At 64.9% G+C, this 24,639-nt stretch carries 20 protein-coding genes; 9 read left to right on the top strand and 11 right to left on the bottom strand.

The features are described 5' to 3' along the window. The first annotated feature begins 146 nt into the window (after positions 1 to 146). From WF331_RS25915 to WF331_RS25955, 9 genes are all read left to right on the top strand, one after another. Positions 147 to 1,106 (top strand): AAA family ATPase, encoded by a 960-nt coding sequence (locus WF331_RS25915; protein ID WP_016500830.1) that lies wholly within the window; start codon positions 147 to 149, stop codon positions 1,104 to 1,106. Positions 1,107 to 1,110: 4 nt separating this feature from the next. After that, on the top strand, positions 1,111 to 2,055 hold the full coding sequence (locus WF331_RS25920) for a DUF58 domain-containing protein (RefSeq protein ID WP_016500831.1): 945 nt from the start codon (positions 1,111 to 1,113) through the stop codon (positions 2,053 to 2,055). After that, positions 2,052 to 2,546 carry a DUF4381 domain-containing protein gene (locus tag WF331_RS25925; protein ID WP_016500832.1) on the top strand — a complete coding sequence of 165 codons (495 nt, stop codon included), beginning with the start codon at positions 2,052 to 2,054 and terminating at the stop codon, positions 2,544 to 2,546. The genes WF331_RS25920 and WF331_RS25925 overlap by 4 nt, the downstream gene beginning before the upstream one ends. Continuing rightward, positions 2,539 to 3,615 (top strand): vWA domain-containing protein, encoded by a 1,077-nt coding sequence (locus WF331_RS25930; RefSeq protein WP_063425074.1) that lies wholly within the window; start codon positions 2,539 to 2,541, stop codon positions 3,613 to 3,615. Before WF331_RS25925 ends, WF331_RS25930 begins: the two co-directional genes overlap by 8 nt. Further along, on the top strand, positions 3,612 to 5,330 hold the full coding sequence (locus WF331_RS25935; RefSeq protein WP_016500834.1) for a vWA domain-containing protein: 1,719 nt from the start codon (positions 3,612 to 3,614) through the stop codon (positions 5,328 to 5,330). The genes WF331_RS25930 and WF331_RS25935 overlap by 4 nt, the downstream gene beginning before the upstream one ends. Next, positions 5,327 to 6,961 carry a BatD family protein gene (locus WF331_RS25940; RefSeq protein WP_016500835.1) on the top strand — a complete coding sequence of 545 codons (1,635 nt, stop codon included), beginning with the start codon at positions 5,327 to 5,329 and terminating at the stop codon, positions 6,959 to 6,961. The genes WF331_RS25935 and WF331_RS25940 overlap by 4 nt, the downstream gene beginning before the upstream one ends. A gap of 173 nt (positions 6,962 to 7,134) precedes the next feature. Beyond that, positions 7,135 to 8,373: an exonuclease SbcCD subunit D C-terminal domain-containing protein gene (locus tag WF331_RS25945; RefSeq protein WP_016500836.1), complete on the top strand. Its 1,239-nt coding sequence runs from the start codon at positions 7,135 to 7,137 to the stop codon at positions 8,371 to 8,373. Continuing rightward, positions 8,370 to 12,014, top strand: coding sequence for an AAA family ATPase (locus WF331_RS25950; RefSeq protein ID WP_284361558.1), 3,645 nt, complete (start codon positions 8,370 to 8,372; stop codon positions 12,012 to 12,014). The genes WF331_RS25945 and WF331_RS25950 overlap by 4 nt, the downstream gene beginning before the upstream one ends. Continuing rightward, positions 12,011 to 12,604 (top strand): glutathione S-transferase, encoded by a 594-nt coding sequence (locus WF331_RS25955; RefSeq protein ID WP_016500838.1) that lies wholly within the window; start codon positions 12,011 to 12,013, stop codon positions 12,602 to 12,604. The genes WF331_RS25950 and WF331_RS25955 overlap by 4 nt, the downstream gene beginning before the upstream one ends. Before the next feature lie 35 nt (positions 12,605 to 12,639). Here WF331_RS25955 and WF331_RS25960 read toward each other — a convergent pair whose 3' ends face one another. From WF331_RS25960 to WF331_RS26010, 11 genes are all read right to left on the bottom strand, one after another. After that, positions 12,640 to 12,816 carry a hypothetical protein gene (locus tag WF331_RS25960; protein ID WP_016500839.1) on the bottom strand — a complete coding sequence of 59 codons (177 nt, stop codon included), beginning with the start codon at positions 12,814 to 12,816 and terminating at the stop codon, positions 12,640 to 12,642. Positions 12,817 to 12,938: 122 nt separating this feature from the next. Continuing rightward, positions 12,939 to 14,069, bottom strand: a complete 1,131-nt coding sequence (locus WF331_RS25965) for a lactonase family protein (RefSeq protein WP_340623443.1) — start codon at positions 14,067 to 14,069, stop codon at positions 12,939 to 12,941. Further along, a complete protein-coding gene (locus WF331_RS25970) occupies positions 14,035 to 14,325 on the bottom strand; it encodes a DUF5629 family protein (protein WP_340623444.1) in 291 nt (96 codons plus the stop codon). Before WF331_RS25970 ends, WF331_RS25965 begins: the two co-directional genes overlap by 35 nt. Before the next feature lie 75 nt (positions 14,326 to 14,400). Then, positions 14,401 to 16,776, bottom strand: coding sequence for an efflux RND transporter permease subunit (locus tag WF331_RS25975; RefSeq protein WP_284361575.1), 2,376 nt, complete (start codon positions 16,774 to 16,776; stop codon positions 14,401 to 14,403). Positions 16,777 to 16,796: 20 nt separating this feature from the next. Further along, a complete protein-coding gene (locus WF331_RS25980) occupies positions 16,797 to 17,825 on the bottom strand; it encodes a WD40/YVTN/BNR-like repeat-containing protein (protein ID WP_041167820.1) in 1,029 nt (342 codons plus the stop codon). A gap of 266 nt (positions 17,826 to 18,091) precedes the next feature. Next, positions 18,092 to 20,749 (bottom strand): aminopeptidase N, encoded by a 2,658-nt coding sequence (gene pepN / locus WF331_RS25985; RefSeq protein WP_284361578.1) that lies wholly within the window; start codon positions 20,747 to 20,749, stop codon positions 18,092 to 18,094. Between the two features lie 13 nt (positions 20,750 to 20,762). Continuing rightward, positions 20,763 to 21,593, bottom strand: coding sequence for a DUF2797 domain-containing protein (locus tag WF331_RS25990; RefSeq protein WP_059395449.1), 831 nt, complete (start codon positions 21,591 to 21,593; stop codon positions 20,763 to 20,765). Beyond that, complete coding sequence (locus WF331_RS25995; protein ID WP_016500845.1) at positions 21,590 to 21,850, bottom strand: YeaC family protein; 261 nt, start codon at positions 21,848 to 21,850, stop codon at positions 21,590 to 21,592. Before WF331_RS25995 ends, WF331_RS25990 begins: the two co-directional genes overlap by 4 nt. A gap of 13 nt (positions 21,851 to 21,863) precedes the next feature. Then, the gene (locus tag WF331_RS26000) at positions 21,864 to 22,751 is read right to left on the bottom strand and encodes a rhomboid family intramembrane serine protease (protein ID WP_049277532.1); all 888 of its coding nucleotides are present in this window, start codon (positions 22,749 to 22,751) and stop codon (positions 21,864 to 21,866) included. Continuing rightward, the gene (locus WF331_RS26005; RefSeq protein WP_169725181.1) at positions 22,748 to 23,722 is read right to left on the bottom strand and encodes a metallophosphoesterase; all 975 of its coding nucleotides are present in this window, start codon (positions 23,720 to 23,722) and stop codon (positions 22,748 to 22,750) included. Before WF331_RS26005 ends, WF331_RS26000 begins: the two co-directional genes overlap by 4 nt. Then, complete coding sequence (locus WF331_RS26010) at positions 23,719 to 24,609, bottom strand: NAD(+) kinase (protein ID WP_008090067.1); 891 nt, start codon at positions 24,607 to 24,609, stop codon at positions 23,719 to 23,721. The genes WF331_RS26005 and WF331_RS26010 overlap by 4 nt, the downstream gene beginning before the upstream one ends. Positions 24,610 to 24,639: the final 30 nt, after the last annotated feature.

Consider the following 24,639-nt stretch of genomic DNA (forward strand, 5'->3'; position numbering starts at 1 on the left):
ACATTTCTGTACTTGCATGGCCCAGGGCTGGATAAATTTCCAAGCCGCCATTGGTCGCCACCCCCCCGGATGGATTAAAGTATCACCCCTTGCCAGGGCAGCTGCCTCCAGCCCCGCCTGCGGCCCCATACCAGGAACCGTCGCCGATGGAACACCGTGAAGCGCTGACCGCGCTGCGCACCTTTCTTTCTTCCCAGATCCTAGGCCAGGAGAAACTGGTCGAACGGCTGTTGATCGTGCTGCTGGCCGACGGCCACATGCTGGTCGAAGGTGCCCCGGGCCTGGCCAAGACCAAGGCCATCAAAGAACTCGCCGAAGGCATCGAGGCGCAGTTCCATCGCATCCAGTTCACCCCCGACCTGCTCCCGGCCGACATCACCGGCACGGAAATCTACCGCCCGGAAACCGGCAGCTTCGTGTTCCAGCAGGGGCCGATATTCCATAACCTGGTACTGGCCGACGAAATCAACCGCGCCCCGGCCAAGGTGCAGTCGGCACTGCTCGAAGCCATGGCCGAACGCCAGGTCAGTGTGGGCCGCAGCACCTACGACCTGTCGCCGCTGTTCCTGGTCATGGCCACGCAGAACCCGATCGAGCAGGAAGGTACCTACCCCCTGCCCGAAGCCCAGCTCGACCGCTTCCTGATGCACGTAAAAATCGGCTTCCCCGACGCAGCCGTGGAGCGGCGTATCCTGGCGCAGGCACGTGGCGAAGCGCTGGGCGGCGAAACCAAGCCCGAGCGCCGGGTCAGCCAGCAGGCCATCTTTGCCGCACGCAAGGAAATCCTCGGCCTGTACATGGCCGACGCGGTGGAGGAATACCTGGTGCAACTGGTGATGGCCACCCGCACCCCGGCCAAGTTCGACACCGAGCTGGCCGACTGGATCGCCTACGGCGCCAGCCCACGCGGTTCCATCTCGCTGGACCGCTGTGCGCGTGCCCACGCCTGGCTGGCCGGGCGCGACTTCGTCAGCCCGGAAGACATCCAGGCCGTGCTGTTCGACGTGCTGCGCCACCGCATCATCCTCTCGTTCGAGGCCGAGGCGGCGGGGATTGACCAGGACCGCGTGGTCCAGCGCATCCTCGACGTCGTCGCCGTTGCCTGAGCCCATGCCCACCGCGCAGCTGGCCGAACCCGGCATCCGCATAGGCCTTGCCGAACTGATCGACATGCGCCACCGCGTGCGCGAAATCCAGCTGTTTTCCAAGCCCGGCCAACGCAGCCCGCTGGTGGGCCTGCACCACTCCAAGCTGCGTGGACGCGGAGTGGACTTCGACCAGGTGCGCGTGTATCAGGCCGGCGACGATGTGCGCAACATCGACTGGCGGGTCACTGCACGCACCCAGGAACCGCACACCAAGCTGTTCCACGAAGAGCGCGAGCGGCCGATCTTCATCCTTGTCGAGCAAAGCCAGCGGCTGTTCTTCGGTTCGGGCCTGCTGTTCAAGTCGGTACTGGCGGCCCAGGCCGCGGCCCTGTTCGGCTGGGCCGCACTGGGGCACAACGACCGCATCGGCGGGCTGGTATTCGGCGACAACGACCCCCACGAGATCAAGCCTCGGCGCAGCAAACAGAGCCTGCTGCAACTGCTCAACCGCCTGGCCAAGGTCAACCAGTCGCTGCACACCGAAGCCGTGCCACAGGCCGACAGCCTTGGCCTGGCCTTGCGCCGGGCCCGCGAAGTACTGCGCCCGGGCAGCCTGGCCATTGTCATATGTGACGAGCGTTCGTTGAGCGCACAGTGCGAGCAGCACCTGGCCATGCTCTCGCGTCACTGCGACCTGCTGCTATTGCCCGTATCCGACCCGCTCGACCACGCCCTGCCCGCCGCCGGCCTGTTACGTTTCGCCCAGCGCGGTGCGCAGCTGGAGCTCGACACCCTGGACGCCAACCTGCGCCAGGCTTATCGCAAGCAGGCCGAGGCACGCATCGAGCGCTGGGAGCTGATGGCCCAGAAGCTGCGCGTCGTGCTGATGCCACTTAGCACCCAAAGCGACATGATCGAGCAGTTGCGCGAATACCTGAACGCCCAGCGGCCACGGAGCGCGTCATGAACCCGCTCGACCAGTTGCATCCGCTGATCGACCCGACGCCTGTCGGCCTATGGCCGCCGGCACCCGGCTGGTGGCTGCTGCTGGCCGTGCTGCCATTGCTGGGTTGGGGGCTGTGGCGGCTGCGCCGCTGGCGCCCGGGCAAACGCCGCATCGTGCGGGCCGAACAACCCCTGGACCCGGTGCGTGTGGAAGCCCTGGCCGAGCTGGCACGCCTGCCGCGCCCGTACGACGGCGCCCCGGCCGGCGCTTGGCTGCAACAGATCAATGCCCTGCTCAAGCGCCTGTGCCGCAGCCATTATCCGGGTGCCAACAGCCACACCCTCAACGGCCGCCAATGGCTGGCATTTCTCGACAACCGCTGCCCGGCCGCCGGCCTGACCCGCTGGATGGTGCTGGTCGAGGGCGCCTACAAGCCCGAGTGCAAGCTCGACGACAAGGCCATTGTCGGGCTCAGCCAGGCCGTCGAAACCTGGATCCGCAAGCATGTTTGAACTGGCCTGGCCGTGGGTCTTCGCCCTGTTGCCGCTGCCTTGGCTGGCGCGCCTGCTGTTGCCAGCCGCCGACAGCGGCGAGCCGGTGCTCAAGGTCGGCTTCCTCAACGAACTGGAAAGCCTGGCCGGGCGCCGCGCACGCCTCAACCTGCCCACCTGGCGCCAGCAAGCGCCGTTCGTGGTCATCTGGCTGTTGCTGCTATGCGCCGCCGCCCGCCCGCAGTGGCTGGGCGAACCGGTACCGGTGGCTGCCAGTGGCCGCGACCTGCTGGTGGCGGTGGACGTGTCCGGGTCGATGGACTTCCCCGACATGCAGTGGCAAAACGAAGACATCAGCCGGCTCGATCTGGTCAAGGCACTGATGGGCGACTTTCTGCAAGACCGTGAAGGCGACCGCGTGGGCCTGATCCTGTTCGGCAGCCAGGCGTACCTGCAGGCACCACTCACCTTCGACCGGCGCACCGTGCGCACCTTCCTTGACGAAGCGCAGATCGGCATCGCCGGCAAAAATACTGCCATCGGTGACGCCATTGGCCTGGCGGTCAAGCGCCTGCGCCAACGGCCGGCCCAAAGCCGGGTGCTGGTGCTGATCACCGACGGCGCCAACAACGGTGGGCAAATCCACCCGCTGACCGCTGCTCGCCTGGCCGCCCAGGAAGGGGTACGCATCTACACCATCGGCATCGGCGCCAACCCCGACGCCAGTGGCACACCTGGCCTGCTTGGCCTCAACCCGAGCCTGGACCTGGATGAAGCCTCACTCAAGGAAATCGCCGACATCACCCACGGTGCCTATTTCCGTGCCCATGACGGCGCCGAGCTGGACGCCATCGGCGACGCCCTTGATCAGTTGGAGCCGGTAGCCCAGCAACCGACCCAGGCACGCACGGCCCAGGCCCTCTACGCCTGGCCCCTGGCCCTGGCCCTGCTGCTCAGCGTGCTGCTGGTGGTGGCCGTGCAATGGCCCGACAACCTGCTACAACGGCTGCTGCGCAAGCCGCGGTTCCTGCAGCCGCACCCGGAATGGCGCCAGCGCCTGAAGCGCCTGCGCCTGAGGAGGCGGCGATGATCGATCTGTGGCCCCAATGGCTGCGCCCACTGTGGTTGCTGGCCGTGCCCCTGCTCGGCTGGCTGCTGTACAAGCTGTGGCACAGGCGCAAGCGCGCCGGGCGCTGGCAGATGATCTTGCCGCCCGCCTTCCATGGCGTATTGCTGGGCGGTGGCAGCGGCAGCACCAGCAAGCTGCCGTGGATAGCACTGGGCCTGGCCTGGGCGCTGGTGGTCCTGGCCCTGCTCGGGCCCAGCTGGCAACGCGTGGAAGAAAGCCGCCAACGCCCGGCCGACCCGCTGGTGATCTTGCTGGAGCTGACCCCACAGATGCTCGCCGAAGACAGCCCGCCCAACCGCCTGGAACAGGCCCGGCGCAAGGTCCTCGACCTGCTCGAACACCGCCGCGACAGCCAGACCGCGCTGGTGGTGTACGCCGGCTCGGCGCACACCCTGGTGCCGCTGTCCGATGACCTGGCCACCACCCGCAACCTGCTGGAGTCCATCGACCCGTCGATCATGCCAAAACCCGGCCAGCGCGCCGACCTGGCCGTGCAAAAGGGCCTGGCCCTGCTGGCCCAGAGTGGCCTGGGCCAAGGCCGCTTGCTGCTGATCGGCTCGTCGCTGAGCGCCCCGGAACGCCAAGGCATCAGCCAGGCACTCGGCCGCCAGGGCCCGAGCTTGCTGATGCTGGGTATCGGCAGCCGCGAAGGCGCCCCGGTGCGCCAGGCCAGCGGCGAATACCTCAAGGACGACCAGGGCGGAATCTTGCTGCCTCGGCTGGACAGCGCCAGCCTCAAGGGCTTCATCAGCGGCACTGGCGGGCGCTACCGGCATGCCCGCATCGACGACCTCGACCTGCGCGGCCTGGGCCTGTTCGACAACCCCCGCACCGCGCGCAATGACGGCCAGACCCTGCAACTGGACAGCTGGGCCGACCAGGGTTACTGGCTGCTGATCCCGTTGCTGTTGCTGGCTGCCTGTGCCGGCCGACGCGGCTGGCTGTTCTGCCTGCCACTGCTGCTGGTCCTGCCACAGCCCAGCCAGGCGTTCGAGTTCAACGACCTGTGGCTGCGCCCCGACCAGCAAGGCCAGCGCCTGCTGGAGCAAAACCGCCCGGCCAGCGCCGCACGCCACTTCCAGGACCCGCAGTGGCGCGGCATGGCCCTGTACCAGGCCGGCGACTATGCCGGTGCCGCCGAGGCGTTTTCCCAAGGCGATACCGCCGCCGCCCACTACAATCGAGGCAATGCCCTTGCCCGCAGCGGTGAACTGGAAGCCGCCCTGGACGCCTACGAGCAAGCCCTGGAGCGCCAGCCAGACCTGCAGCCCGCGCTGGACAACCAGGCGCTGGTGCAACAAATGCTGCAACAGCGCGAGGCCAAGGCCGAAGAGCAGCCGGCCAACAGCGATGCCCAAGGTACCCCCGGCAGCGAAACCGAGGGCAACAGCAGCTCGGCCAGCAGCCCCGCCCAGGGCACGCCCGGCAGCGACGAACAAGCCAACGCCGAACAGCCCGGTGAAAGCAGCAATAACAGCCAGGCCGCGCCCGGCAACCAGGCGGGTGCTGACGACGACGTCATCCAGCCGCCACAGCGCCCGGTGTCGACCAACCTCGACACCGAACAGCGCCAGGCCCTGGAACAATGGCTGCGGGAGATCCCCGATAACCCGGCGGAGCTGCTGCGGCGCAAATTCTGGTATGAACAGCAATTGCATCAGGAAACCCCACGATGAGTCGCTTCGGCGTCTTTCTGCTCACCCTGCTATGGGCCGTGCTGGCCCAGGCCGAGCCGCTGCTGCAAGCCAGCGTTGACCGCACCCGCCTGGAAGCTGGCGAGAGCCTGGAGCTGACCCTGGAAAGCCAGGACGTCACCCAGTTCGGCAAGCCCGACCTGCAAGCCCTGGAAGGCGACTTTGAAGTGCGTGGCACGCGCCAGCTGAACAGCCTGCACACCCTCGACGGCGAAACCCGCGCAAGCACCCGCTGGATCATCACCCTGCTGCCACGGCGCAGCGGCAGCCTGCGTATCCCCGAACTGCAGCTGGGCCAGTCGCACAGCCAGGCCATCGAACTGCAAGTGCTGCAGGCCGATGCCAATCGCCAGGACAGCGCCTCGCAAGTGTTCATCGAAGCGACCCTGGACAGCAGCGATGTCTACGTCCAGGCCCAGGCCGTGCTGACCCTGCGCATCTACCATTCGGTGGCGCTGTACGACGACAGCAACCTCAGCCCCCTGCAACTGGAGAACGCCAAGGTCGAACCACTGGGCGAATCGCGCACGTATGAAAAGGAAATCAACGGCGTGCGTCATGGCGTGATCGAAACCCGCTATGCGGTGTACGCCCAGCAAAGCGGCAGCCTCGACATTCCACCGCTGACCTTTACCGCCACTGCTGCCGCCAGCAACGACGAAGCCTCACAGGCCAATGGCACGGCCCGCGCCGGCCGCCAGGTGCAGGTCAGTTCGCTGCCCTTGCGCCTGAACGTGCGGCCGATTCCCGCGGCCTGGCCCGCTGGCGTACCGTGGCTGCCAGCCCGCAGCCTGACCCTGGAAGAGCACTGGAACCCCGACCCGGGCAGCCAGCAAGTGCAGATTGGCGACTCGCTGACGCGCAACATCACCTTGCGTGCCGAGGGCTTGTCCAGCACCCAACTGCCGCCGCTGCCCGCCACAGAAATCATCGGCCTGCGCCGCTACCCCGACCAGCCGCTGCTGCGCAACGAAATCAGCGAGCGCGGCATGACCGCCAACCGCGAAGAGCGCGAAGCCCTGGTGCCGACCCACGCAGGTGCGCTGACCTTGCCGGCACTGGAAGTGGCATGGTGGAACACCCGCGAAGACCATCTGGAACACAGCAGCCTGCCAGCGCGCACATTGAACGTGCAAGACAACCCGGCGCTGAGCGCAGACACCCCGGTGGGCGACAACAGCAGCGCCAGCACCCTGCTGTGGCCTTGGCAACTGGCCACACTGCTGTTCGCCCTGACCACCGTGCTGGGCTTCGCCCTGTGGTGGCGTGCCCGCTCGCGGCCAGCGGTGCTGCGCGCGGCGCAAAACGGGCCAAGCCCGCGCACATTGCTGGACGACCTCAAGCGTGCATGCCAGGCCAACGACCCACAGGCCACACGCCAGGCGCTGGATGCATGGGCCCGGCAACAGCCGGAAACCCTGGCCGAGATGGCCGCGCGTTTCGTGCCGTTGTCGGATGCGCTGGATGGGCTGAACGGGGCGCTGTACAGCGAAACAGGGCAGTATTGGCAGGGTGAGGATTTGTGGCGGGCGATTGGCACCATTCCGCCGGCTGAGCAGGTGTTGCTGCCGACGAGTGACAGCGGCAGCTTGCCGCCGCTCTATCCCAAGTAGGCCACCAGGGTGTTCGCCACAAGGTTTTCAGCGCCTGTGAGATCGAGCGCCGCGCGGGCGGCGCTCGATCTCACAGCCGCCAAACATCTCCAGGCAGGCACCTCTCAGCCCCAACCTTGGGTTACCATACCGCCCTTTCCCCGCTTGTCCGACTCGACACCAACAGGTCATCCATGCGTCTGTTTCATACCTCCGACTGGCACCTGGGCCAAAGCCTGCACGGCCAGGAACGCGACTTCGAACACGCCTGCTTCCTCGAGTGGCTGCTCGGCCAGCTGCGCCTGCGCCAGCCCGATGCGCTGCTGATTGCCGGCGACATCTTCGACACGGTCAACCCGCCGGTCAAAGCCCAGGAGCGCCTCTACGACTTCATCGTCCAGGCCCATGAGCAACAGCCCAAGCTGGATATCGTGATGATCGCCGGCAACCACGACTCCGGCTCGCGCATCGAGCTGCCCGCCGCATTGATGCGGCGCCTGCGCACCCATGCCCTGGGCCGTGTGCACTGGCTGGACGAAGGCCAGCTGGATGCCGAGCGCCTGTTGATCCCACTGACCAACGGCCGCGGCAAGGTCGCCGCATGGTGCCTGGCCCTGCCCTTCCTGCGCCCGGCCGAGGTCACCGGCCCGAGCCTGGGCGACGACTACCTGCAAGGCATCACCCAGGTCCACCAGCAACTGATCACCGCCGCGCAAGCCAAGCGCAAGAAAGACCAGGCGCTGATCGCCATCAGCCATGCGCACATGGCCGGTGGCTCGGTGTCGGAAGACTCGGAGCGCAGCCTGATCATCGGCAACGCCGAGGCACTGCCGGCCAAGCTGTTCGACAAGGCCATCAGCTATGTCGCCCTGGGCCACCTGCACAAACCGCAGAAGGTCAACCGCGAAGAACGCATCCGCTACAGCGGCTCGCCGATCCCGCTGTCCTTCGCCGAAATCAACTACCCGCACCAGGTGCTGGAAGTGGAGCTGGACGGCACCGAACTGGTCAGCGTCGAACCGCGCCCGGTACCGCGCGCGGTGGCCCTGCAACGGGTTGGCCCGGCACCCTTGGGCGAACTGCTGCAACAGCTGGCCGACCTGCCCGTGATCGACCTGCTCGAAGACCCCAACCGCCAGCCCTGGCTGGAGGTGCGGGTGATACTGGACGAGCCGCAACCCGACCTGCGCCAGCAGATTGAAACTGCACTGGAAGGCAAGGCCGTGCGGCTGATCCGCATCAGCGCCGAATACGCCGGCCGCAATAACGCCGAAGACGATGACCTGGCCTTTGTCGAGCTTTCCCAGATGACCCCGCAAGACCTGTTCAGCCGCGCCTGGGAGCAGGCTTACGGCAACCCCGCAGATGAGCAGGCGCTGGCCGACTTTGCCCTGCTGTTGCAGGACGTGCAGCAGGAAGAGGAGCAGCCATGAAGATTCTCGCCATTCGCCTGAAGAACCTGGCATCGCTGGCCGGCCCGGTCGAAATCGACTTCACCGCAGAGCCCTTGGCCAGCGCTGGCCTGTTCGCGATCACCGGGCCAACGGGGGCCGGCAAAAGCACCCTGCTCGACGCCCTGTGCCTGGCGTTGTTTGGCACAGTGCCACGCCTGAACGACATCGGCCGCGAGGCCAAGGTGCCCGACGCCGACGGCGAAATCCCCACCTACGACCCGCGTAACCTGCTGCGCCGTGGCACCGGCAGTGGCTTTGCCGAGGTCGACTTCGTCGGCATCGACGGCCGCCGCTACCGCGCCCGCTGGGAAGCCAACCGCGCCCGCGACAAGGCCAACGGCAAGCTGCAACACAGCCGCCAGAGCTTCTACGACCTGGACAGCGAACAGGTGCTGGGCAGTGGCAAGAACGAATACAAGCAACTGGTCGAGGCCCGCCTTGGCCTGAACTTCGAGCAGTTCACCCGTGCGGTAATGCTGGCCCAGAGCGAGTTCGGCGCTTTCCTCAAGGCGGACGACAAAGAGCGCAGCGAGCTGCTGGAAAAACTCACCAATACCGCCATCTACACCCGCCTTGGCCAGCGTGCCTTCAGCAAGGCCCGTGAAGCCGGCGAGGCCCACAACGCCCTCAAGGAGCGCGCCAGCCACCTGCTGCCGATGGCCGCCGAAGCCCGCACCGACCTTGACCAGCGCCTGGAGCAGGCGCAGCAGCAGTTCAAGGCCGACCAGGCTGGCGAGCGCCAACTGGAACAGCAACGCAACTGGCTGAATGAACAACGCCAGCTGCAGGCCCAACATGCCGAAGCCGGCACCGCGCTACAGGCCGCCGAACAAAGCTGGCAGCAACTGGCCGAACCCCGCCTGGCCCTCGTTCGCCTGGAGCGCCTGGCCCCCCAGCGCCACCAGTTCCACCGCCAGCAGGCGCTGACTGCGCAACTGGCACCCGTGGCCGCGAAAATCGCTGAGCAACAGCAGCAGCAAGCCGAGCTGCAGGTGCGCACCCTTGAGCTCGAACAGGCGCTGGCCGCCGCACGCCAGGCGCTTGCCGACAGCCAGGCCCAGCATGGCGAAAACGCACCGCGCCTGCGCCAGGCCTTTGCCGCCCAGGACAACCTGGCGCGCCTGGACCAGGAACTGGCCGCGCAGCGCAGCACCAGCCAACACGCTGAACAGCAGGTCGCCGACGGCCAGCAGCAGTTGCAGCAGCTTGAAGACAACCAGCAGCGCAGCCTGCAGCAACTGGCCCAGATCGACACCGCGCTGGCCGACAGCCAGCACCTGGCAGGCCTGGCAAATGCCTGGCACGCCTACCTGCCACAGCTGAAGCAGGTAATGCTGATCGGTGGGCGCCTGGCCAAAGGCCGTGAAGAACTGCCCGGCCTTCAGGCCCAGGCCAGCCAGGCCAATACACACTTGCAGGCCGAGCGCGACGCCTACGACCTGCTGTTCCGCGAAGCCAAGGCCGAACCGCAGGCCCTTGCCGAGCAAATCGACCTGCTCGGTGGCATGCTGCAGGATAACCGCAAGCAGCAGCGCGCCGTCGAAGAACTGTCGCGCCTGCATGGCCGTGAACAAGAGCTGCGCCAGCAGCTGCATGCCGTGCGCGAACGGCAGCAGCAGGCCATGCAGCAACGCCAGCAACTGATTACCGAAGGCACCGCCGCCAAGGCCGAGCTGGAAGCCGCCGAGCAAGCGCTGAACCTCACCCGCCAGCTGCTGGAACGCCAGCGCCTGGCGCGCAATACCAGCGTCGAAGAACTGCGCGGCCAACTGCGCGATGGCGAACCGTGCCCCGTGTGCGGCAGCGCCGAGCACCCGTTCCATCAACCCGAAGCGCTGCTGCAAAGCCTGGGTCGCCACGATCAGGCCGAAGTAGACGCCGCGCAGCAGCAGGTCGAAACCCTCGGCAGCAAGCTGGTAGAGCTGCGTACCCAGCTGGGCGTGATCAACGCCCAGCTCAAGGACTACCAGCAACAACAGCAGCAACTGGGCGAACAGCTGCAACCGTTGGTGGCCGAGGTACAGGCGCACAGCCTGTGGCCTGCCCTCGCCCCGCAGGACGACAAGGCCCGCAGCACCTGGCTCGACAGCCAGCTGCGGCGTCTTGAAGAAGAAATCAGTCAGGACCAGAAGCGCCAGAGCGCCCTGCTCGCCCTGCAAAAAGATGCATCCCGCCTCAACCAGCAGTTGCAGGCCGCCCATGAAGCGCAACAGCAGGCCCAGCGCCACCTGGAGCACCAGCACCAGGCCCTGGCCACCGACGAACAGCAACTGCAGCAAAGCCTGAACGACCTGACCGGCGTGCTGCCTGAGGAGGCCGTCAAGGCCCTTAACGACGACCCGGCCAATGCTTTCCTCGCCCTGGACCAGCAGATTGCCCAGCGCTTGCAACAACTGGAGCAACGCAAGGACGAACAGGAAGAACAACAAGCCCGCCAGGCCCAGTTGGACAAGCTGCGCGACCAGCAACAAGCGCGTGTGCAAGGCCAACAGCAATTGCAGCAGAATCTGGCCGCCCTCGACGCGCAACGCCAGCAAGCCCAGGCCTCGCTCGGCGAACTGCTCGGCGAACATGCCAGCGCCGAAGCTTGGCAACAACACATGGACTGCGCGCTGGAACATGCCCGCGCCCTCGACGCCGACACCGCACAACGCCTGCAAGACCTGCGCACCCAGGGTGTGCAACTGGCCAGTGAGCTCAAGGCCAACGCCCAGCAGCAACAGGCGCTGGACGCCGAGTGCCAGCAGTTACAAGGGCAGATCGCCCAGTGGCGCAGCGAGCATCCGGAACTGGATGACGCAGGCCTGGATCGCCTGCTGGCCATGGACGATGCGCAAGTCAGTGAACTGCGCCAGCACCTGCAAAACGCCGAGAAAGCCATCGAACAAGGTCGCGTATTGCTGCAGGAACGTGAACAACGCCTGCAACAACACGCCGCACAAATGACCGTGGACACCTCGGCCGAAGCCCTGGAGCAAGCCCTGACCGAGCTGCGCGAGCGCCTGGCCGGCCACGAGCAGCAATGCGCCGAACTGCGCGCACAGCAGGCCGACGACCAGCGTCGCCAGCAGGCACACCAGGCGTTGGCGGCAGAAATCGAACAGGCCCATCAGCAATGGCAACGCTGGGCCCGCTTGAACGCACTGATCGGTTCGGCCTCGGGCGATGTGTTCCGCAAGATCGCCCAGGGTTACAACCTCGACCTGCTGCTGCACCACGCCAACACCCAGCTGCGCCAGCTGGCCCGCCGCTACCGCCTCAAGCGCGGCGGCAGCGCCCTCGGCCTGCTGGTGCTGGACACCGAAATGGGGGACGAACTGCGCTCGGTGCACTCGCTGTCGGGCGGGGAAACCTTCCTGGTCTCGCTGGCCCTGGCCCTGGGCCTGGCCTCGATGGCCTCCAGCACCCTGCGCATCGAATCGCTGTTCATCGACGAAGGCTTCGGCAGCCTCGACCCCGAGTCGCTGCAACTGGCCATGGACGCCCTCGACGGCTTGCAGGCTCAGGGCCGAAAAGTGGCGGTGATTTCCCACGTGCAGGAAATGCACGAGCGCATCCCGGTGCAGATCCAGGTGCGTCGCCAAGGCAATGGCCTGAGTGACGTGGAGGTGTGCGGGTGATCCTCTACTCGTTCCGCCGCTGCCCCTGGGCCATGCGCGCGCGCCTGGCCTTGCGTTATGCCGGGTGCGAGGTGGAAATCTGTGAGGTGGCGATGAAGAACAAGCCGGCAGCACTGCTGGCCTTGTCGCCCAAGGGCACGGTGCCGGTGCTGGATACCGGTGCCGGAGTACTGGAAGAAAGCCTGGACATCATGCGCTGGGCGTTGACGCAAAACGACCCGCAGGGCTGGCAGCTACAGGCTGACCCTGTGGCCGCGCAGCAAGCTGAAGCCCTGATTGCTCGCAATGACAGCACATTCAAGGCGCAGGTGAACCTGTACAAGTATGCCGAACGCTACCCGGAGCACTCCCGCGAGCATTACCGCCAGCAGGCTGAAACCTGGCTGGCGGAGCTCGAAGGCCTGCTGGCCGGCCGGCCCTACCTGCTGGCCGACCACCCGAGCATTGCCGATGCCGCGTTGCTGCCCCTGATGCGCCAGTTTGCCGGGGTCGAACCGCAGTGGTTCGCCGAGGCGGCTTATCCGCGGGTGCGGAGCTGGCTGGAGGGGTGGTTGGCTTCGGAGCTGTTCAGGTCAGTCATGGCCAAATGAGTTCACGCGATCCCTCGTAGGAGACCGCACAAGGCTCAGTGCTGCTGTTTGCCACTCAACGCCGCATGGAAATTGGCACTCTGGCGCAGGTACTGCTCGGTGTAGCTGTGGGTGGCAGAAGCCTTGCTGCTGTCGGCATGGGCATGCGCCGGCAGTACGACCGATGCGGAAATGGCGGATGCGGCAATAACCGGGAAGAGATTGAAGTTCATCTGGGCTGACCTCGACGGCGGTGGTTTGACGGTGGCCCGTTTGGGCCTTGGGTCAAACTTACGCCGCCGAGGCCGCACGCAAAAATTCATTGCGGCAGTACCGATTATCACGCTGATCGATATCACTCGATGAACTTGAGGTCCGACGGTGCATCCTGCTGCAGCGTCTGCACCGTCTCCAGCAGCTTGCCACTGCGCGGATCGCGACGTATCACCACGATCTGGTTGCTCTTCTGGTTGGCCACCAGCAGGAAGTTGTCACTCGGGTCCAGGGCAAACTCCCGAGGGTGATCGCCTTCTACCGGGCGACGCTGCAGGAACGTCAACTGGCCATCCTGCTTGCCTACGCTGAACACCACAATTTCATTGGCCGTGCCACGGTTGCTCACGTACAGGAAGCGCCCGTCGGCCGACAGGTGCAAGCCACCTGCTGCCTTCGCTGCGGCCTCCTGGCGCTCGGTCAGGGGTAAGCGCTGGCGTTCAATCAGGTTGCCGTCCTGCACATCGAACATCACCACTTCGGCGTTCATTTCCAGGGTGAGGTAGGCGTGCCGGCCCTTGGCGTCGAACAGCAGGTGACGCGGCCCGCTGCCCGGCGGCAAGGCCACGGACGCAGGTATCGCCGCTGTCAGCGGGTGGTCCGCACTGGCACCGTCGTAGCGGTAGATGAACACCTTGTCGGCACCCAGGTCGCTGGCATACAGGTGCTGGCCATCCGGCGACAGCACCAGCGAATGCACGTGGGCACCGGCCTGGCGCTCAGGGTTGACCCCGCTCGCCTTATGCCGGGCCTGTTGCACCACGGGCTTGAGCGTGCCGTCCCTGGTAACCGGGATCACCACCAGGCTGCCACCGGGGTCAGGGTTGACCGCGTAGTTGGCCACGAACAGGTAGCGCTGGTCACGGCTGAGGCTGGCGTGGGTGGGCTCGTCGCCCTGGGTGGCCACTTGGTTGAGCGGCTTGATTTCGCCTTTGCTGCTGATGCTGAAACTGCTGGCATGGCCCTGCGGGGTCTCATTCACCGTAAACAGCTGACGCTGGTCGGCCGACAGCACCAGCCAGGAAGGGCTGACGCTCTTCACCACCTGCAGGGGCGTGGAGTCGATACGGCCGGCCTTGTCGTCGAACTGATACCGGTAGATGCCCTGGCTGGCACCATCGGTATAGCTGCCCACCAGCAAGGTAGCGGCGTGGGAATTGATCGTGAGGCTCATCAGGCTAGCGGTCAGCAGGCTCGTCCAGGTCCGGTTCATCTTGGTCATCATCCGGGGCGCGAAAGGCACTCATACAGACTAGCCGATGCTCGCCGTTGGCATCGTTGAGTTGCCATTCATCACCGGTGGCAATAGCCGCAGCGACTTGTTCGGGGGTGAAGGACCAGCGACGCAGCTGGCAGCCGTCCATGCATTCGACAGTGAGACCGGATGCGTCGGCGGTGAAATCGAAGGCGTGCAGGCCGTCGATCAGGAGCATGTCGCAGGACTGCAGGGCGGTGGCGAGGGGGGACATGGGGGTACCTGTGGGAGATGTGGCGGCATTATAACCCTTGTGCTGCGAATGGGCCGCAAAGCGGCCCCTTGCGATTCAGTGGGCGAAAATCGAGCCCCCCTCCTTGCCCACCATCTTCTCCGGCTTTATCAGGAACCGTGCCAGCGCCGGCAGCAGCCACAGCGCGCCAAACATGTTCCACAGCAGCATGAAGGTCAGCATCAGCCCCATATCAGCCTGGAACTTGATTGCCGAGAAGATCCAGGTGCACACGCCGATGGCCAGGCACAAGCCAGTGAACAGCACGGCTTTACCCGTCGAACGCAGGGTCTGGTAATAGGCCTCCTGCAACGGCAGCCCGGCACGCAGGAAACTTTCCAGCCGGCTGTAGATGTAGATGCCGTAATCCACGCCAATCCCCACGCCCAGCGCCACTACCGGCAAGGTCGCCACCTTCACCCCGATGCCCATGTAGGCCATCAGCGCATTGCCCAGCACCGAGGTCAGTACCAGCGGCAGGACGATGCAGAGGGTGGCGGCGAACGAGCGGAAGGTGATCAGGCACATCACTGCCACACAGATGTACACCAGGGTCAGGATGGTCAGCTCGGCCGACTTGATCACCTCGTTGGTCGCTGCCTCGATCCCGGCGTTGCCCGCCGCCAGCAGGAACTGCAGGCCTTCCTTGTTGTGGCTGTCGGCAAACGCCTTGGCCGCGGCAGTAACCCGCTCCAGGGTCTCGGCCTTGTGGTCGTTGAGGAACACCAGCACCGGCGCCAGCGAGCAGTCACCGTTGTAAAGGCCATCTGCACGGGCGATGGAGTTGTTGAGGATGTCCGGGTTACGCGACAGGGTTTCCCATTTCAGGCTGCCCTCGTTCATGCCCTTGATCACCTGCTTGGACACGGTCACCAGGGAAATCGCCGACTGTACACCCGGGGTGTTCTGCATGGTCCACATCAGCTCGTCGATCGGCGCCATGGTCGAGTGGACCGAGCACTGCTCCGGCGGGGTCTTGACCATGATCACCAGCACGTCGGAACTGGTCGAGTAGTTGCTGATGATGAAGCTGTTGTCCTGGTTGTAGCGCGAGTCGGGGCGCAGCTCCGGCGCGCCCTGGTCGAGGTCTCCGATCTTCAGGTTCTGGCTGTACCACAGGCCGCCGGCGAAGGCGACCAGCGCCAGGGTTACAGACACCGGCGCCACCTTGGCACTGGCGAAGTTCGACAACAGGCGCCAGAACGGGTGCTCGCGGGTGGCGTCCTTCTTGCTGCGCTCGATGGCCTTCTTGCTGATGCCAACGTAGGAAATAGCCACCGGCAACAGGATCAGGTTGGTGAATACGATCACCGCCACGCCGATGGACGCACCGATGGCCAGCTCGCGGATCACCCCGATATCGATGATCAGCAGGGTGATGAAGCCCACCGCGTCGGCGAGGATGGCGATCATGCCCGGCAGGAACAGCTGGCGGAAGGTGCGCCTGGCCGCCGTGAGGGCGTTGTCGGCGTCACTCGACTGCAAGGCGATGCCGTTGATCTTCTGCACCCCGTGGGAAATGCCGATGGCGAAGATCAGGAACGGTACCAACATCGAGTAAGGGTCCAGGCCAAAGCCCACCGCATGCATCAGCCCAAGCTGCCAGACCACCGCCACCAGGGTGGTGATGAGCACGGCAATGGTGCTGCGGATGCACCAGGTGAACCAGTACAGCAGCACCCAGGTAATGGCCAGGGCGACGCCGAAGAACATCGCCACCATCACCAGGCCATCAATCAGGTCACCGACCTTCTTGGCAAAGCCGACAATGTGGATTTTCACATTGGGGTTCTGCGCCTGGAACTTGTCGCGGATCTTCTCTTCCAGCAGGTGCGAGAATTGCTGGTAGTCCAGCTTCACCTGCTTACCCGGGTCCTGCGGATCGGGGTAGCTCTCCAGCAGCGGTACGTCGACGATGCTGGACTTGAAGTTGTTACCCACCAGGCGCCCAACCTGGCCGGACTTGAGCACGTTGTCGCGCAGGGTATCGAGGCTGTCCTGTGAGCCGTTGTAGGTGTTGGGGATTACCTCGCCACCGGAAAAGCCCTCTTCGGTCACCTCGCTCCAGCGCACGCTGGGGCTCCACAGCGACTTCAGCCCGGCACGGTCGACGCCGGGGATGTAGAACACCTCGTCGTGGACCTGGCGCAGGGTCTCCATGTAGTCCTTGTCGAAGATGTCGCCATTCACCGCCTCGACCGAAATGCGTACGGTGTTGCCGAGGTTGGCCAGGTCGTTGCGGTGCTCCATCATCTGCTCGATGAACGGGTGCTGCAGCGGGATCATCTTCTCGAAGCTGGTGGACGGGCGAATCTGCGTGGCCTGCCAGAACAGGAAAATGCTCACCAGCACGCACAGCGCGATGACCACGGGGCGGTTGTTGAAGATCAGGCGTTCGAGCAGCGTGGCCTTGTCCTGGTGGTGCGGGTGCATGGTAATGCTCTCCCTGCTGGTCATTGGCTCGCCCCCTCGGCACCCTGGGCATCCGCCAGGTGTACACCGCCCTGCCCTACCAGCAGCAGGCCGCCATTGGCCAGGCCGCTGACGCCAGCCAGGGCGATGCGGTCGGCACGGTTGTACACGCTGAAGGTCTGGCCGCCATCGGCACTGCGCAGCACGCTGCCGCCGTTGCCGACCAGCACCAGGGTGCCATCATCGAGAAGCGTAGCGCTTGCCAGGCCGAATTCGAGGTTGCCGCGCGCGACCTTGAGCTCGATCGGCTGCCAGCTGTCGCCAAAATCGGTGGAACGGAACAGGTTGCCTCGCAGGCCATACGCCAGCAGGGCGTTCGGCTGGGCGGTGCCGATCACGCCGAACAGCGAGCCCTCGTAAGGGCCCTGGACTTTGGACCAGGTCTGGCCGTTGTCGGCGGAGCGGAACATGCCACCCTGCTCGCCTACGATGAACAGGCCGGCGTCACGCACCCGGGCGATACCGTTCAGGTGCAACTGGTCAGGGTTGTCCAGGCGCTCGGCCACGTCCTGCCAGTGCTGACCGCCGTCTATGGTTTCCAGCAAGGCGCCGTAGGCACCCACGGCAAAGCCGTGCTGGGCGTCAAGGAAGGCAACATCGAGCAAGGGCGCTTCGCGGGCGAGGTCTTCGAACTGCTTGCTCCAGGTGGCCCCGCCGTCGTTGCTGGCGAGGATCTGCGCATCGTGGCCGACCGCCCAGCCGCGCTTGTCATCGAGGAAGAACACGGCGGTGAGCAGCTGCCGGGTGGGGACCCGGGCCTGGGTCCAGGTGCTGCCCTGGTCGTCGGAGAACAGAATGTGGCCGCGATCACCCACCACCACCAGGCGCTTGCCGGCATGGGTGGCGTCGATCAACAGGCTTTGGCTGGCCTTGGCGGATTCGGTGGAGTATTCGTCGGCGGCGGCGGCCTGGGCACTGTCGGCCCACACCCCCAAAGCCAGTGCCAGCACTGCGCTGGCCGCCCATGGCCAGGCACCACGCCTGGCTGGCGCCCGTAGCGGTTCCCTCATGACTGCCCCCTTGTTGTGTTCTTGTTGGTGGGTCAATGCATTGCAGGTACTGCGAAAAGCCTGATCTAGAGGCCTGCAATAGCTTGAGGGGATCGTAGCGGGGATGTTGGCGGGGATACAACGGGCGGGGTGTTATGTTTTGTTGTCGGCCCAAAAAGCTTCGCGGGTAAACCCGCTCCCACAGGTGCTACACCGTCCATGAAAACGGTGAAGTACCTGTGGGAGCGGGTTTACCCGCGAAGAGGCCGGCACTGACTACAGAAAACTCAAGCCAGGCTCTTGCTCACCACTTCATACACATCACTGGACAGCTCACCCGAAGCCAGAATCCGCTCCAGCTCACCCTTCATCAGCGCCTGACGCGCAGCGTCATATTTGCGCCAGCGGGTCAGCGGTGCCAGTTGACGCGAAGCAATCTGCGGGTTCAGCGCATTCAGCTCGATCACCAGGTCCGCCAGGAAACGGTAGCCCGAGCCATCTGCCGCATGGAAGTTGACCAGATTCTGCCCGGCAAACGCACCCACCAGTGCACGTACCTTGTTCGGGTTCTTCAGGGTGAACGCCGGGTGCTGCATCAACGCCTTGACTCGCGCCAGCCCGCCCGGCAGCGCGCTGGCCGCCTGCACGCTGAACCACTGGTCCATGACCAGCGGGTTGTCCTTGAAGTGCTCGGCAAAGGCTTCCAGGGCTTTGGCCCGCTCGGCTTCGAACGGCGAATTCACCAGCACCGCCAGGGCGGTGAGGCGTTCGGTCATGTTGTCGCACTGATCGAACTGCTCCAGGGTCGCTTCCAGCACCTGCGGCTTGCCGCTCTGCATCAGGTACGACAGGGCGATGTTCTGCAGGCTACGGCGCGCGAAGTGCTCGGCAGAGGCCACGTAGGCAGTGTTGCGCGACACGTCACGGTTGGCCTGGTAGCGCGCCCACAGGGGGTCGAACAGCTGTGCGGCGATCTGCTGGCGGGCGAACTCACGGGCAGCGTGGATGGCGTCGACGTCGGCCACCTGGCTGATTTCGGTGAGGTAGGCCTCGCCCGGCAGCGAAAGCATTTCGGCAACCATGGCCGGGTCCAGCGACGCGTTACCCAGCACGGTGCCCAAGGCCGTGATCAGGCGCTGGTCGAGTTTCAGGGCTTCGCCGCGTTGATGCTGGCCGATCAGTTCTTGCAGTACCTGCACCGACAGCTGCTGGCCCGCTTCCCAGCGGTTGAAGCCGTCGCTGTCGTGCTGCATCAGGAACATCAGCTGGTCGCGGTCGTAAGGGAAGCTGAGCTTCACCGGCGCACTGAAGCCGCGCAGCAGCGAGGGCAGCGGCTTGGCCTGGACACCTTCGAAGGTGAAGGTCTGCTCGGCCTCGGTCACCGACAGCACGCGGCTGGTGCCGCCAGCAGCGGCTTCACCGGCCAGGCGCAGCGGCAGGTCATTGCCTTCGGCGTCCAGCAGGCCCAGCTCGACCGGGATCACGAACGGCAGCTTCTCGGCCTTGTCCGGGGTTTGCGGGCAGCTCTGGCGGAAGGTCAGGCTGTAGGTCTGCGCAGCAGCATCATAGGCTTCGCTGACTTCCAGGCGCGGGGTACCGGCCTGGCTGTACCAGCGCTTGAACTGGGTGAAGTCGACGCCGTTGGCGTCTTCCATGGCCTTGATGAAGTCGTCGGTGGTCACCGCCTGGCCATCATGGCGTTCGAAGTACAGGTCGCTGCCTTTGCGGAAGCCTTCGTTACCCAGCAAGGTACGGACCATACGCACCACTTCGGCGCCCTTCTCGTACACGGTCAGGGTGTAGAAGTTGGAGATCTCGATGAAGCTGTCCGGGCGCACGGGATGGGCCATGGGGCCGGCGTCTTCGGCGAACTGGTGGGTGCGCAGGTAGGCGACGTCTTCGATGCGCTTGACCGTGCGCGAGTTCATGTCGGCGCTGAACTCGGCATCGCGGAACACCGTGAAGCCTTCTTTCAGCGACAGCTGGAACCAGTCACGGCAGGTGACACGGTTACCCGACCAGTTGTGGAAATACTCGTGGGCGACCACGCCTTCGACGCGCTGGTGCGCGGCATCGGTGGCGGTTTCGGCACGGGCCAGCACACAGCTGGAATTGAAAATGTTCAGGCCCTTGTTTTCCATGGCGCCCATGTTGAAGTCGTTGACCGCAACAATCATGAAGATGTCCAGATCGTACTCGCGGCCGTAGACTTCTTCGTCCCAGCGCATGGACTTCTTCAGGCTGACCATGGCGTGGTCGCACTTGTCGAGGTTTTCGGGCTCGACATAGATGCGCAGCATCACATCGCGGCCAGACTGACGTGTGAAGTTGTCCTCGACGCACCACAAGTCACCGGCCACCAGCGCGAACAGGTAGGCCGGCTTCCTGAACGGGTCTTCCCAGGTTGCCCAGTGGCGGCCATCTTCAGCCGGCCCGCTGCCGGTCGGGTTGCCGTTCGACAACAGCACCGGGTAGCGATGCTGCTCGGCAATCACCGTGGTGGTGAAGGTGCTCATCACGTCCGGGCGGTCGAGGTAGTAGGTGATCTTGCGGAAGCCCTCGGCCTCGCACTGGGTGCAGAACATCTTGCCCGACTTGTACAGGCCTTCCAGCGCGGTGTTGCTCTCGGGGTGGATCTTCACGCTGGTGTCGAGGGTGAACTGCTCGGCCTTGGGCTGCAGCGTCAGGCTGTCGGCTGCGAGCTGGTAGTCGCCCGCCAGCAGTTCCTGGTCGTCCAGCGCGGCGCGCAGCAGTTCCAGCTGCTGGCCGTCGAGCACCAGCGGCGGCAGGCCGGCACCGCGTGCCGGGTTGCGGCGCATGACCAGTTGCGCGTGAACCAGGGTGTGGTCCTCGAACAGCTCGAAGGTCAGGTGCGTCTCGTCGATCAGGTACTCGGGCGCCTGGTAATCCTTCAGGTAGATCACTTGCGGTTGTTCGGTACGCATGTGCAGGTCCTTTTTACTGGAGCACGGCCAACTGGTAGGCCGTGTACTTGCGAATATTGATCACACCGGTGTCGAAGATCAGGTACTGACCTTTGATACCCAGCAGCGTGCCTTCGGCCACCGGGTCCTTGTCGAGGTTGAAGCTGACGATCTTTTTCGGGTAGGCCTCGACCGGGTACTTCATCTGCACCACTTCGGCGTCGGGCAGCGGCTGGATCGCCTGCAGGCCAAAGCGCCCGTGCAACTCACGCAGGCCATCGGCGCAGGCGTCGAAGATCTGATCACGGATAGCCGGCAAGTCGAGCACCTCGGCATCGCCTTTGAGCAGCGCGCGCCAGTTGGTGCGGTCCGGCACCTGGCTGCGCAGCACGTCTTCGACCAGGCCTGACTGCTGACGGGTAGCCACACGCATGATCGGCAGGGCCTGGCTGGCGCCCTGGTCCAGCCAGCGGGTGGGCAGCTGAGTGGCGCGGGTGATGCCGACCTTGATCCCTGACGAATTGGCCAGGTAGACCACGTGGTCGGTCATGCAGAATTGTTCGCCCCACGACGGCTCGCGGCAGGTGCCAGCGTCGTAGTGGCATTTTTCCGGGGCCATGATGCACACATCGCACTGGGCCAGCTTGGTCATGCACGGGTAGCAGTACCCCTGGCTGAAGCTGGTCTTGGTGCGTTTGCCGCAGTGGTTGCAGTGAATGGCGCCGAGGTATTCCAGGCGCAGGCGCTGGCCGATCAGCGGGTTGACCGGCACCTGCGTGTCATCCAGGCGGAAGCTGTATTGCACCACGGGTGCCTGCAGGCTTACCGCCATTTTGCTCAACGAGCCACGAGCGAGTTCGATCAATGTACCGAGTCCGATTTGAACAGAATGTTGGCGATCGGCGCAGACTTCGATGCGCATTCCTGCGGGCCCATGTAGCCGGTGCGCTGGTCTTCGGGCAGGTTCTGGATCTCCCAGGCGATCACGGCTTGCAGCGACAGCTCTTTTTGCTCGGCGGTGAGCTTGCGGCCGTCGGACCATTTGCCGATTTCCACGGCCAGTTTCAGGCTCTCGTAGATTTCCGGTGTGATGTTTTCAATCATTTGCGCGAAAGTGGACATAGTGTCTCCTGATTCAAGCCGACAGTTTACGCCGGGCCAGCGCCCCACCCAAGAGCCCGGTCAGGCATCCGATGAGCAACCCGCCAACATGGGCGGCGTTGGCGATCTGGCCGAGGCCCAGCGTGCCGACCACACCGGTCAGGCATACCACCAGCCAGATCAGCATCATCACCAGCACGCCCTTTGGCAGGTTGAAGTAACGATTGGGCGCCAGCCACTGATACAGCCAGATATGCCCGAGCAAGCCGTACAGCACGCCAGACAGGCCGCCGAACAGGCTCGGCCCGCTGGTGTAGTGCTGGGCCAGGTTGGACACCAGGCTGAACAGCAGGGTCAGGCCCAGCAGCATCCAGGGGCCCTGGCGCAGTTCGATTCGCTTGCCCAGCTCCCAGTACCACAGGCTGTTCATGGCCAGGTGCAGCACACCGAAGTGCAGCAGCATGGGCGATACCAGGCGCCACCACTGGCCTTCGTCCAGAACTTGCGCCAGCGAGCTGAAATACAGGTAGTCGCCCTGGACGCGGAAGTCGAGGAAGGTGAACCAGCTGATGGTGGTGAAGTTGTCGCCCAGGCTGGTGAGGCCGGCGACGATGAAACACAACAGCAGGGTCAGGGTGGTGACCTTGCAGGCTTTGGCCTGTTCTACCAGGGAGGGCTGTGTGGGGCTATTCGCGGGCATGCTCGCTTGCCCCGGTTCCTCTGCCACCTGGATGTCGGCATTGCCGTCGGGGTAGCGTTGGTAGAGTTGCAGCACGTCTTCAACCAGGGTGTCAGGAGCCCAGAGCACCTGGGCATCGCCGTCCTCGCTCACCCGGTGCGGCACCTGCAGGCGCTGCAGCAGGTGGATGAAGCCGCTGAGGTCGACCGACAGCGGCAGGCGCATCACTTCGATAATGTTCATTGGTTGGCCTGTGGGCGGTCGACGTCGACCCAGACGAACTTGTGCGGGTCGATGCGGGTTTCATCATCCAGCCGGTAGGCGGCCAGCTTGCCGTAGAGCACGGCGCTGTAGTCCAGGCAGGCCAGGTTGGCGCGGATCGGCGCTGGCCGGCCGCTGCGCCAGTAGTGGCCAACGAACAGCAAGGGCTCGTCTTCGGCATAACGCAGCAAGGCGTTCTTCTGGCTGTGGCTGAGCGGGGTACTGGCCACTTCTTCGGGCAGGGCATCGGGCTGGAACACGATGTCGCCGTAGGTTTGCGGGTCTTCTTCCCAGAACTTGGTGCGGAAGAAGGCACGGGTCAGGCCGTCGCCGCCGGTCAGGGTCAGGCCGTCCGGCAGGCGCATGTCGGTGCCGCGCAGCAGGCGGTTGCACACCGTGTCGGCGAAACTGCCACTCACCGCCGAGGCCTGGATGAAGTGTTCATCAATGCGCCCGTCAGGGTATTGCTGGCGCAGCGGCTCGATCAACCGCGGGTCCCAGCAGGCGTGCACCAGGCGGAAGCGCCCGGCGTCGATGAACAGCGGCAGCTGGTAAAACCAGTTGACGAAGTCGTGCCAGTCGCCGGGGTGGTGGGCGAACTGGGTGAGGGTTTCGTCGATCAGCCGTGCGTGGCGTGGCGTGTGCTCGCGCACATAGGCCTTGCCGCTGCCGGGCAGCGCCGGGGTGACCCAGCCCAGGGCGTTGTATTCGTGGTTGCCCATGATGCAGAACGCCTGGCCGGCCTCGACCATGTCATGGACGATGTGCAGCGCCTCGCGAATGCGTGGCCCGCGGTCGACGATATCGCCCAGGAACAGCGCCAAGCGCCTTGGGTGGCGCCACACGCCGGCCACACGCTTGTAACCGAGGGCGTCGAGCAGGCGTTCAAGGGTCAGAGCACAGCCGTGCACGTCACCAATGATGTCGAAACTTCGCGCCGGATCGAGCATCAGTCGTCCCTGCTCCCCAGACGGCTGCCCCAACCCAGTTTGGTGCGGCAGACCTCGTAGTAATTGTGGTCCAGCGGGTGGATAAGGCGCAGCTTCTGCGGTTTCTTGCTCACCGTGATGGTGTCGCCGGGAGCGCAGGTGAAGTGGTTCTGGCCGTCACAGGACACCTGCGGGTAGATCTGCAGGTCCTTGGACACCACGATCTTCAGCTCGCTGTTGCCGTCGACCACGATCGGCCGGCCCGACAGGGTGTGCGGGTACATTGGCACGATGACGATGGCGTCGAGCTTGGGGTGCATGATCGGGCCACCGGCCGACAGCGCGTAGGCGGTGGAACCGGTGGGGGTGGCGACGATCAGCCCGTCGGCCTTCTGGCTGCAGACGAACTGGCCATCGATGTAGATTTCGAACTCGATCATGCGCGTGGACTTGCCCGGGTGCAGCACCACGTCGTTCAGCGCATCACCCTGGCCGATCGCTTCGTGGTGGCGACGCACCTCGGCCTGCAGCAGGAAGCGGTTTTCCACCAGGTAGTGGCCGTCGAGCACTTCGGCAACTTTCTCTTCCAGCTCGTCAGGGCGGATGTCGGTGAGGAAGCCCAAATTGCCACGGTTGATGCCCAGCACCGGAATGTTGTGCCGGGCCAGTGCACGGGCGGCGCCCAGCAGGCTGCCGTCACCGCCGACCACGATGACCAGGTCACAGACCTCGCCCAGCAGCTTGCGGGTGGAGGTTTGCAGGCCATGGCCGGGCAGTACTTCGGCAATGGTGTCTTCGAGAATCACATGCAAGTGGCGCTCGAGGAGGAATTTTTTCAGTCGGCGAATGGTGTCGAGCACCTGCGAGCTGCCAAGGCGACCGATGATACCGATATTGCGAAATTGCTCCATGGGGCTCCTGCGGGGCTCTGCGACGGGTGA

This window comes from Pseudomonas sp. YNh, from assembly GCF_037993085.1.
In the GTDB taxonomy this organism is placed as follows: Bacteria; Pseudomonadota; Gammaproteobacteria; order Pseudomonadales; family Pseudomonadaceae; genus Aquipseudomonas; species Aquipseudomonas putida.

Bases quoted from the DNA above. Each gene is read 5' to 3' on its own strand.
- WF331_RS25975 (WP_284361575.1), bottom strand. From the start codon at position 16,776: ATGCACCCGCACCACCAGGACAAGGCCACGCTGCTCGAACGCCTGATC.
- WF331_RS25925 (WP_016500832.1), top strand. From the start codon at position 2,052: ATGAACCCGCTCGACCAGTTGCATCCGCTGATCGACCCGACGCCTGTC.
- WF331_RS25930 (WP_063425074.1), top strand. From the start codon at position 2,539: ATGTTTGAACTGGCCTGGCCGTGGGTCTTCGCCCTGTTGCCGCTGCCT.
- WF331_RS25965 (WP_340623443.1), bottom strand. From the start codon at position 14,069: ATGAACCGGACCTGGACGAGCCTGCTGACCGCTAGCCTGATGAGCCTC.
- WF331_RS25940 (WP_016500835.1), top strand. From the start codon at position 5,327: ATGAGTCGCTTCGGCGTCTTTCTGCTCACCCTGCTATGGGCCGTGCTG.
- WF331_RS25970 (WP_340623444.1), bottom strand. From the start codon at position 14,325: ATGTCCCCCCTCGCCACCGCCCTGCAGTCCTGCGACATGCTCCTGATC.
- WF331_RS25980 (WP_041167820.1), bottom strand. From the start codon at position 17,825: ATGAGGGAACCGCTACGGGCGCCAGCCAGGCGTGGTGCCTGGCCATGG.
- WF331_RS25945 (WP_016500836.1), top strand. From the start codon at position 7,135: ATGCGTCTGTTTCATACCTCCGACTGGCACCTGGGCCAAAGCCTGCAC.
- WF331_RS26000 (WP_049277532.1), bottom strand. From the start codon at position 22,751: ATGAACATTATCGAAGTGATGCGCCTGCCGCTGTCGGTCGACCTCAGC.
- WF331_RS25915 (WP_016500830.1), top strand. From the start codon at position 147: ATGGAACACCGTGAAGCGCTGACCGCGCTGCGCACCTTTCTTTCTTCC.
- WF331_RS25995 (WP_016500845.1), bottom strand. From the start codon at position 21,850: ATGTCCACTTTCGCGCAAATGATTGAAAACATCACACCGGAAATCTAC.
- WF331_RS25935 (WP_016500834.1), top strand. From the start codon at position 3,612: ATGATCGATCTGTGGCCCCAATGGCTGCGCCCACTGTGGTTGCTGGCC.
- WF331_RS25960 (WP_016500839.1), bottom strand. From the start codon at position 12,816: ATGAACTTCAATCTCTTCCCGGTTATTGCCGCATCCGCCATTTCCGCA.
- WF331_RS25920 (WP_016500831.1), top strand. From the start codon at position 1,111: ATGCCCACCGCGCAGCTGGCCGAACCCGGCATCCGCATAGGCCTTGCC.
- WF331_RS26010 (WP_008090067.1), bottom strand. From the start codon at position 24,609: ATGGAGCAATTTCGCAATATCGGTATCATCGGTCGCCTTGGCAGCTCG.
- pepN (WP_284361578.1), bottom strand. From the start codon at position 20,749: ATGCGTACCGAACAACCGCAAGTGATCTACCTGAAGGATTACCAGGCG.
- WF331_RS25950 (WP_284361558.1), top strand. From the start codon at position 8,370: ATGAAGATTCTCGCCATTCGCCTGAAGAACCTGGCATCGCTGGCCGGC.